The organism is Nocardia sp. CC201C (genome assembly GCF_030010695.1).
Classification (GTDB): Bacteria; Actinomycetota; Actinomycetes; order Mycobacteriales; family Mycobacteriaceae; genus Nocardia; species Nocardia otitidiscaviarum.
In genome coordinates this window covers 1-9090 of the sequence record NZ_JASCXP010000305.1, presented here as the reverse complement: position 1 = coordinate 9090, position 9090 = coordinate 1, and the positions used below count along the sequence as shown (strand labels likewise).

Sequence of the window (9090 nt, the reverse complement as noted above, 5' to 3'; positions counted from 1 at the left end):
CGGCCTGCGAGTGGCGTTGACCACGGGGACCTCCGCCGAACAGGTGCGCCTGGTCGATCAGGACGAGGTGGATCTGGCGGTGCTGCGCGGCCCGGCGTCGCTGCCCCCGCACCTCACCCAGGCGCACGTCATCGAGGAGGAACTCGGCGTGCTCATGTCCGCCGCCCACCCCCTCACCGCCCACGACGCCATCGACCCCACCGCCCTGTCCGGCCTGGAACTGATCCTGTTCGCTCGCGCCTCCGCCCCCGAACTACACGACGACCTGCTGCGCCAACTGCGCGAGCGCGGCGCGGACGTGGTGCTCAGCGACAGCGCCCTCAGCCACGCCCAAATGCTGTCCCTGCTCCCACTGCGCCCCGACGCCATCGGCCTCGGCTCCGGCCGCACCGCCGGAACCCCCGGATTGGCCTGGCGGCCACTGCGTTCCGGCCCCCTGCGCATCACCTACCTCGCCGCCTGGCGCACCGCCACCCGCGACCCGCTGGTCCGTGAGATAGCCGACATCCTCACCACCGGCCCCGTCCCGGACCGGCCCCATTAGCCCACCCCTCACCCGCCTTCGCCCCCACGACATGGACCCCCGCCGCCACCCCTGGTCGGCTGGAATCCATGACAGCGAACAAGAACCCCTCGACCGGTATCCCGACACCAACCTCCGCGTCGGCCCATGACATCGCCACCAGCGAGTTCGCGGGCGCGGTCGACACGGCCCGCGATCCCGCGTTCGCTGGTAGAGATCCCGACCGAGCACTGCCGGAACACCCGGCCGAGCCGCCCGTCGCCGTCGCGACCGCACACCCGGTCGTCGCGGCTGCCGATACAGCCGTGGTGCAGGTGTCCTCGGGAGCCGCGGAGGGCGGGTCCGGCTTCGGTGTGGCCGCAGGGAAGAGGCCGTCGGGGCAGGCGGTTGGTAAGCCTGGCTCCGACGTGGACGCGGGCTCTGTCGGTGCGGCTGCCCGCCGGACGCCTCGGCACACCGGAGGACATCGCGGCGGCCGTGCTCTCGCTGCTGCGCAACCCGCTCGTGACCGGTACGGTTCTGCACGTCGACGGCGGGCACCGACTGGTCTGAACCCGCCGGGGGACTAGGCCGTCAGCCAGATGGCCTCGGCGGCGATACCGCCCAGGTCGATGGTGCGGTCGTCCACGCGTATGGCGATGGTGCCCGCGAAGTCCCGCCGCTCCACCACCGCGATCGGGGTGTCCAGGGCGATGCCGAGCGAATCGAAGTAGCGCAGCATGGCCGGGTCCGAATCGGAGATTCGCGCGACGCGCCCGGATTCGCCGTCGTGGAAATCGGAGAGCTGGCGGGCCGGGGGAGTGGGCACGGCGCCGTCCACCGAGGGAATCGGATCACCGTGCGGATCGCGGTCCGGATGGCCCAGCTTGGCGTCGATGCGCGCCATGAGGGTTTCCGAGACCGCGTGCTCGAGCACCTCCGCCTCGTCGTGCACCTCGTCCCACCCGTAGCCGAGCTCCTGCACCAGGAAGGTCTCGATGAGCCGGTGCCGCCGCACCATGGCGACGGCCGCCCGGCGGCCCTCCTCGGTCAGCGTGATGGCCCCGTAGCGGGCGTGCTCGACCAGCCCCTGGTCGGCGAGCTTGCGCACGGCCTCCGACACCGTCGAGGCCGACACCCCGATCCGCTCGGCCAACAGCTTGGTCGACACCTTCTCCTGCGACCACTCCTGCGCGGTCCAGATCACCTTCAGATAGTCCTGCGCGACCGACGACAGCACCGGTGCGACACTCGTGCTCGAGCTCACCGCGGCGGTGGCGACATCTCCGAGGGGTGCGGATGCGGACGGATCGGCCAGCTCGCGGCGCGTGGCGATGTCTCGTTTTCCTGGCACGTCCCCGAGCTTAGGCATACCTCGCCCGGTTTCCCACATCGGCGCGCCCGCTGGTCGGGCCGGTGCGCGGCAGTGCGAACGGTGCGGTGACGGTCGGTGGCGCGCACTCGGCGCGGAGGTGAAGCGGGGGTGGCGGGGGTCGGTCCGGCGGTGAACATCACCACGGCCGAATATTGTCTGTGACGCGCTTTCCGTAAGCTGCGCTTGTGCAGAGATGGCGAAGTCTCGATGAGATGCCCGCGGAGTGGGGCCGGTGCGTGCTCACGATCGGGGTGTTCGACGGCGTGCACCGGGGTCACGCTCAGCTCATCAGCCGCGCGGTGAAATCCGCTGCGGCACGGGGCGTTCCCGCGGTGCTCATGACCTTCGACCCGCATCCGCTCGAGGTGGTGCGGCCGGGTTCGCATCCCGCGCAGCTGACCACGCTGGACCGCCGCGCCGAACTGGTGGCCGAACTCGGCATCGACGTCATGGTGGTGATGCCGTTCACCCAGGAGTTCATGAAGCTGACCCCGGAGCGCTACGTGCAGGAGCTGCTCGTGGACAAGCTGCACGTGGCCGAGGTGGTGGTGGGCGACAACTTCACCTTCGGCAAGCAGGCCGCCGGCACCGTGGACACCATGCGCGAGCTGGGCGGCCGCTACGGCTTCGACACCGACGGGGTGCAGCTGCTCGGCGAGCACGCGGTGACCTTCTCCTCCACCTACATCCGCTCCTGCGTGGTCGCCGGTGACATGGCCGCCGCCGCGGAGGCGCTGGGCCGTCCGCATCGGGTGGAGGGCATCGTGGTGCGCGGCGACGGGCGCGGCAAGGGGCTCGGTTTCCCGACCGCCAATGTGGCCCCGCACCTGCATGCCGCCGTTCCCGCCGACGGCGTGTACGCGGGCTGGTTCACCGTGCTGGACTCCGGCGACCCGGTGCGCCGCATGGCCGCCGTCTCGGTGGGCACCAACCCCACCTTCGACGGCCGCAACCGCACCGTGGAACCGCACGTGCTGGACTTCGACGGCGACCTCTACGGCAAGCGCGTGGCGGTGGACTTCGTCGAACAGCTGCGCGGGATGCGCAAGTTCGACTCCGTCGACGAACTCGTGGAGGCCATCGGCCGCGACGTGAAACAGGCCCGCGAAATCCTCGCCTGAGGGTTCATGTACTCTGGTCCGCTGGGTTTGCTGCGGTCCGCGGCGGCACCCACCCAGGGTCACCTGGCACTTCGAGCGCGGACTGGAAAATACAGGAGAAATTCTGTGGCTCTGACCACCGAGCAGAAGAAGGCGATCCTCACCGAGTACGGCGTCCACGAGAAGGACACCGGTTCCCCGGAGGCGCAGATCGCGCTGCTGTCGAAGCGGATCGCCGACATCACCGAGCACCTCAAGAAGCACAAGCACGACCACCACACCCGCCACGGTCTGATGGCGCTCATCGGTCGTCGCAAGCGTCTCTCGAAGTACCTGCAGGACAAGGACATCGAGCGCTACCGTGCCCTGATCGAGCGGCTCGGCCTGCGTCGCTGATCATCGCGACACAACTCCGGGTTCCCGGAGCCTGTTGACGAAGCAGCCAACGGGGAGGCTTAGAATCTCCTCGTTGGCTATTCGTGCATGCGGCCATCGGTGCATGCACGACCAACGCACAGCCGTATGCACCCGTCGCGTGGCGTCGGTCTTCGGTAGTGGCTTTTCGGTGCGCCGCACTCGCGCGGCCCGGAGGGCTTCGATCGATGACCGCCTCCGCGTCGCTGTATCCAAGGGGATATCGGCACGGGTGTGCGCGCTGCCGCCAGGAGGGCTGTGGCGTGTCCACGCCGGGTACGGCTGACGATGCCGGATCGCGCGCTGACCTAGCGCACGCGGGTCCGGCGAGACGAGAGGTTGAGAGAAGAACAATGACAGAAACTGTGACGACCGGTTCCGCCGCCGAGGTCGAGCCCGGCGTTTTCGAATCCGTAGCGCTCATCGACAACGGTGACCTCGGAACCCGCACCATCCGCTTCGAGACCGGCCGCCTGGCCAAGCAGGCCGCCGGCTCCGTCGTCGCCTACCTGGACGACGAGACCATGCTGCTGTCGGCCACCACCGCGGGCAAGCAGCCCAAGGACCAGTTCGACTTCTTCCCGCTGACGGTCGACGTCGAGGAGCGGATGTACGCCGCGGGCCGCATCCCCGGCTCGTTCTTCCGCCGCGAGGGCCGCCCCTCCACCGACGCCATCCTGACCTGCCGCCTGATCGACCGCCCGCTGCGCCCGTCCTTCGTCGACGGCCTGCGCAACGAGATCCAGGTCGTGGTGACCGTCATGTCGCTGGATCCGAAGGATCTGTACGACGTGGTCGCCATCAATGCCGCGTCGGCGTCCACCCAGCTCGCCGGTCTGCCGTTCTCCGGCCCGGTCGGCGGCGTGCGGGTGGCGCTCATCGACGGCCGCTGGGTCGCCTTCCCGACCGTGGAGCAGCTCGAGGACGCCGTCTTCGACATGGTGGTCGCCGGTCGCGTGGTCGACGGTGACGTCGCCATCATGATGGTCGAGGCCGAGGCCACCGAGAAGGTCATCGAGCTGGTCGCGGGCGGCGCGCAGGCGCCCACCGAGGCCGTGGTCGCCGAGGGTCTCGAGGCCGCCAAGCCGTTCATCGCCCGCCTGTGCAAGGCGCAGCAGGATCTGGCCACCCTGGCCGCCAAGGAGACCGAGGAGTTCCCGCTCTTCCTGCCCTACCAGCCGGATGTCTTCGAGGCCGTGGAGGGCACCGCCAAGCGTCCGTTGAACGAGGCGCTGTCCATCGCGGGCAAGCAGGAGCGCGAGGAGAAGATCGACGAGATCAAGCTCGAGGTGCTCTCCAGCCTGGCCGAGGACTTCGAGGGCCGGGAGAAGGAGATCGGCGCGGCGTTCCGCTCGGTCACCAAGAAGCTGGTGCGCCAGCGCATCCTGTCCGACGGCTTCCGCATCGACGGTCGCGGCCTGGCCGATATCCGCGCCCTGTCCGCCGAGGTCGCCGTGGTGCCCCGCGCCCACGGTTCGGCGCTGTTCGAGCGCGGCGAGACCCAGATCATGGGTGTCACCACCCTCGACATGGTGAAGATGGCGCAGCAGGTCGACTCGCTCGGCCCGGAGACCTCCAAGCGCTACATGCACCACTACAACTTCCCGCCGTTCTCCACCGGTGAGACCGGTCGCGTGGGTTCGCCCAAGCGGCGCGAGATCGGCCACGGCGCGCTCGCCGAGCGGGCGCTCATGCCGGTGCTGCCCTCGCAGGAGGACTTCCCCTACGCCATCCGCCAGGTGTCGGAGGCGCTGGGCTCCAACGGTTCCACCTCCATGGGCTCGGTGTGCGCCTCGACCCTGTCGCTGCTGAACGCCGGTGTGCCGCTGAAGGCTCCGGTGGCCGGTATCGCCATGGGCCTGGTGTCGGACACCGTCAAGAACGACAAGGGTGAGGACGAGGTCCGCTACGTGGCCCTCACCGACATCCTGGGCGCCGAGGATGCCTTCGGCGACATGGACTTCAAGGTCGCCGGTACTCCCGACTTCGTGACCGCCCTGCAGCTGGACACCAAGCTGGACGGCATCCCGTCGCAGGTGCTGGCCGGTGCGCTGAACCAGGCCAAGGACGCTCGCCTCACCATCCTGGACGTGATGGCCGAGGCCATCGCCACCCCGGACGAGATGAGCCCCTACGCGCCGCGCGTCACCGCCATCAAGATCCCGGTGGACAAGATCGGCGAGGTGATCGGACCCAAGGGCAAGGTCATCAACCAGATCACCGAGGACACCGGCGCGAACATCTCCATCGAGGACGACGGCACCGTGTTCGTCGGCGCGACCGACGGCCCGTCCGCGCAGGCCGCCATCGACGCCATCAACGCCATCGCCAACCCGCAGCTGCCGAAGGTCGGCGAGCGCTTCCTGGGCACGGTCGTGAAGACCACCGCCTTCGGCGCGTTCGTCTCGCTGCTGCCGGGCCGCGACGGTCTGGTGCACATCTCCAAGCTGGGCAACGGCAAGCGGGTCGCGAAGGTCGAGGACGTGGTGAACGTCGGCGACAAGATCCGGGTGGAGATCGCCGATATCGACAACCGCGGCAAGATCTCCCTCGTGCCGGTCGAGGAGGAGTCCGAGGCGGCGGCCCCGGCCGACGCGGAGTAACCTGCGGGCGTCCGTAACGCGCGGTGGCCCCTCACCCCGATAATCGGGTGAGGGGCCACCGGATTTTTTCATTGCCGGGTTTCATTGCCTCGGATGCCATCGTGTGGTCAACATGCTGTGTGGGAAACATGGTTCGGAAGAAGGACACTCCACTGTCGGGTAGCAAAGCCCCTTCGCTGCGGCTCTCCACCACCGAAGCGCCGCTGGCGGATACCGGTGTGCGCAAGACCGTTCTGCCCGGCGGGCTCCGGGTCGTCACCGAACATGTGCCCGGGGTGCGGTCGGCGTCGGTCGGCGTGTGGGTCGGCGTCGGCTCGCGCGACGAGGGGCCCACCGTGGCCGGGGCGGCGCACTTCCTCGAGCATCTGCTGTTCAAGGCGACGCCCTCGCGCTCGGCCCTCGATATCGCCCAGGCCATGGATGCCGTCGGCGGCGAACTCAACGCGTTCACCGCCAAGGAGCAGACCTGCTATTACGCGCACGTCATCGACGAGGATCTGCCGCTGGCGGTGGATCTGGTCTCCGATGTGGTGCTGCGGGGGCTGTGCCGGGCCGAGGACGTGGCCGTCGAGCGGCAGGTGGTGCTCGAGGAGATCGCCATGCGCGACGACGATCCCGAGGACATCGTGGGCGACACCTTCCTGTCGGCGTTGTTCGGCGATCATCCGGTGGGTCGTCCGGTCATCGGCTCCATCGAGACCATCGAAACCATGCAGGCGCACCAACTGCATTCGTTCCATCTGCGCCGCTACCGGCCCGACCGGATGGTGGTGGCGGTGGCGGGCAATGTCGAACACGAGCACACCGTCGAACTGGTGCACCGCGCCTTCGCCGACCGGCTCGAGCCCGGTCGGGAACCGGCCCCGCGCCGCGAGGGCAGATTCCGGCCGCGCGGCGTCCCCGAACTGCACCGCATGTACCGCGACAGCGAACAGGCGCATCTGGTGTTCGGCACCCGCGCCTTCGGCCGCCACGAGGGTGAGAAGCGCTGGCCGCTGTCGGTGCTCAACACGGTGCTCGGCGGCGGACTGAGTTCGCGGCTGTTCCAGCGCATCCGGGAGGAGCGCGGACTGGCCTACTCGGTGTACTCGAGCGTGGACACCTTCGCCGACACCGGGGCCTTCTCGGTGTATCTGGGCTGCCAGCCCGAAAACCTCGGCAAGGTGGCGGCTTTGGCGCGCGGCGTACTCGAGGAGGTGGCCGCGGACGGCATCACCGACGCCGAATGCGCCCGCGCCAAGGGGTCGCTGCGCGGCGGGCTGGTGCTCGGCCTGGAGGATTCCGGCTCGCGCATGAACCGCATCGGCCGCAGCGAACTCAGCTACGGCAATCACCGCAGCGTCTCCGAAACCCTCGCCCGCATAGACGAAGTCACCACCGACGAGGTGTCCGCCATCGCTCGCACGCTGCTGTCGCGCCCGTTCGGCGCGGCGGTGGCGGGTCCCTACCGGCGCACCCGCGATCTGCCCGCGGCGGTCCGTCGCTTGGTCGGCTAGCCCACCGCGAACGGAATCCGGCGCGGTGTCCTGCTGCGCCCCGGGGCCGAGTCGCCGACGAATCCCGCTGGTCCTTCGGGTTCGCCGGATACACCCGGAATCGGTTCGGCTACCTTCCGGCGGTACGCGTGCGAGACTGTCGGCGGCTGTCGGCCGGGTGCCGCTGCCCACCGGTCGCGGGCAGGCTAGTCTCTGCGGCTGGAATGCTTTGATCGGGAGAGGGATGAACGACACCTCGCAGGTGCTGGAAAGAGCGCGTGCCGCAAGTGATCTCGGGCGGCTGGAAGAGGCTCGGCGGATTGTCGGCGACGCGTTGCAGGACGCACCGCACGATCCGGAACTGTTGAATTCGATGGCCGATATCGCCTATCGGCTGGATCGGGTGGACGAGGCGCTACGGATGGTCGGCCTGGCCATCGCGGCCGACCCCGATCAAGTGGAGCCGCATCTGACGGCGGCACTGGCGTTCGAGGCGTCGGCGCGATGGGAGGAGGCGATTCGGCATGCGCGGGTTGCCGTTTCGCTCGCGCCGGAGAGCGCGAACGCGCTGCTCACGGTGGCGGGGGTGATCGCGCGGAAGTTCGGGCCGAGTGAGGCCGAACGCTCCGAGGCGCGGACCGCGGTGGTGCGGGCGCTGCGGATCGCACCGACCGCCGACACCCACGCCGCGGCGGCCGAGGTGGAACTCGAGTTCTCCGATCGCATCGCGGCGGCGAAGCACGTCGAGGACGGGCTGGCGCTGAACTCGCTGCACCCGGATCTGCTTGTGCTGCAAGCGCGCTTGCAGGCGTGGCGCGGGGGACCCGTGGCTGTGCTGCGTGGGCTGCTCGCCTCGCGGCCGGACCATCTGCCCGCGCGGCAGACGCTGTCCGCCCTGACCTGGCGGGGACTGCTGCGGCTGGCCGAATGGGTGTGGGCGTGCGCGGGAATGGCCGCGCTGGCGTCGATCTGGCTGCCTCCGGCGGGACTGCTGGGACTGCTGCCGGTATTGCTCGCGGTGATTCCGGTGGCCTGGTTCGTGGTGTACCGGATGCTGCGGCGGCAGCTGCCCGAGGGCTACCTGACGCGGCGGATCAGCGCCCGGCCCGGAGCGCTCGCCGGACTCGCGACCCTGGTGGTGGCCGCGCTCGCGGCCGGATACGGGGGCGTGCTGCTGGCCACCGGCCACGAGGCGGGCGAGGTGCACGACGCCCAGGTGCTGCTGGTGGCCGCGGCGGTCGGCGCGGGGGTCGGGCACGTGCTGATCTTCCTGGCGTGGTTGCGGCGCAAGGGCGGCGAGGAGGACGCGCTCGGCAGCTACCCCTACGCGGCCAAGGGATTCCTCGGCGTGCTCGCCGGCGGTCTGGTGGGCGTGGGCGCGGTCGCGGGTCTGGCCCAGTGGTCGCGGCAGCCCGACGCCGCCTGGGCGCTGGCCGCCGTGGTCAGCGCGGTGGCGTTCACCCTCGCCGTGGAAACCCTTGTCACCCTGCTGGTTCAGGCCCGTCGCCGCCGCCTGCGCCGCCTCGCGGCCATGCTGGCGGCCCTCATCGCCCCGGTGATCGTGGCGGCGGGCGCGGCCTTCTGGTGGACCGCCGGACACACCGCCACCGCCGACTACCGT

At 69.9% G+C, this 9090-nt stretch carries 8 protein-coding genes; 7 read left to right on the top strand and 1 reads right to left on the bottom strand.

Annotated elements, in window-relative coordinates; all coding sequences use genetic code 11:
• Together QK444_RS26120 and QK444_RS26115 are read left to right on the top strand one after the other, a co-directional pair.
• Positions 1-544, top strand: a 544-nt coding sequence (locus QK444_RS26120) for a LysR substrate-binding domain-containing protein (RefSeq protein ID WP_282784643.1), incomplete at its 5' end; no start/stop codon positions are given.
• Between the two features lie 366 nt (positions 545-910).
• A complete protein-coding gene (locus QK444_RS26115; protein ID WP_282784641.1) occupies positions 911-1075 on the top strand; it encodes an SDR family oxidoreductase in 165 nt (54 codons plus the stop codon).
• A 13-nt stretch (positions 1076-1088) separates the two neighbouring features.
• Here the strand turns inward: QK444_RS26115 and QK444_RS26110 are convergent, their stop codons facing one another.
• A complete protein-coding gene (locus QK444_RS26110) occupies positions 1089-1874 on the bottom strand; it encodes a metal-dependent transcriptional regulator (protein ID WP_282784639.1) in 786 nt (261 codons plus the stop codon).
• Between the two features lie 188 nt (positions 1875-2062).
• Between QK444_RS26110 and QK444_RS26105 the strand changes: the two genes are divergently transcribed.
• From QK444_RS26105 to QK444_RS26085, 5 genes are all read left to right on the top strand, one after another.
• A complete protein-coding gene (locus tag QK444_RS26105) occupies positions 2063-2998 on the top strand; it encodes a bifunctional riboflavin kinase/FAD synthetase (RefSeq protein WP_282784637.1) in 936 nt (311 codons plus the stop codon).
• Positions 2999-3103: 105 nt separating this feature from the next.
• Positions 3104-3373 (top strand): 30S ribosomal protein S15, encoded by a 270-nt coding sequence (gene rpsO / locus QK444_RS26100; RefSeq protein WP_282784635.1) that lies wholly within the window; start codon positions 3104-3106, stop codon positions 3371-3373.
• Positions 3374-3744: 371 nt separating this feature from the next.
• Complete coding sequence (locus QK444_RS26095) at positions 3745-5994, top strand: polyribonucleotide nucleotidyltransferase (protein WP_282784633.1); 2250 nt, start codon at positions 3745-3747, stop codon at positions 5992-5994.
• A 128-nt stretch (positions 5995-6122) separates the two neighbouring features.
• Positions 6123-7490, top strand: coding sequence for a pitrilysin family protein (locus QK444_RS26090; RefSeq protein WP_282784632.1), 1368 nt, complete (start codon positions 6123-6125; stop codon positions 7488-7490).
• Between the two features lie 223 nt (positions 7491-7713).
• A partial coding sequence (locus QK444_RS26085) for a tetratricopeptide repeat protein (protein WP_282784630.1) occupies positions 7714-9090 on the top strand: 1377 nt, incomplete at its 3' end.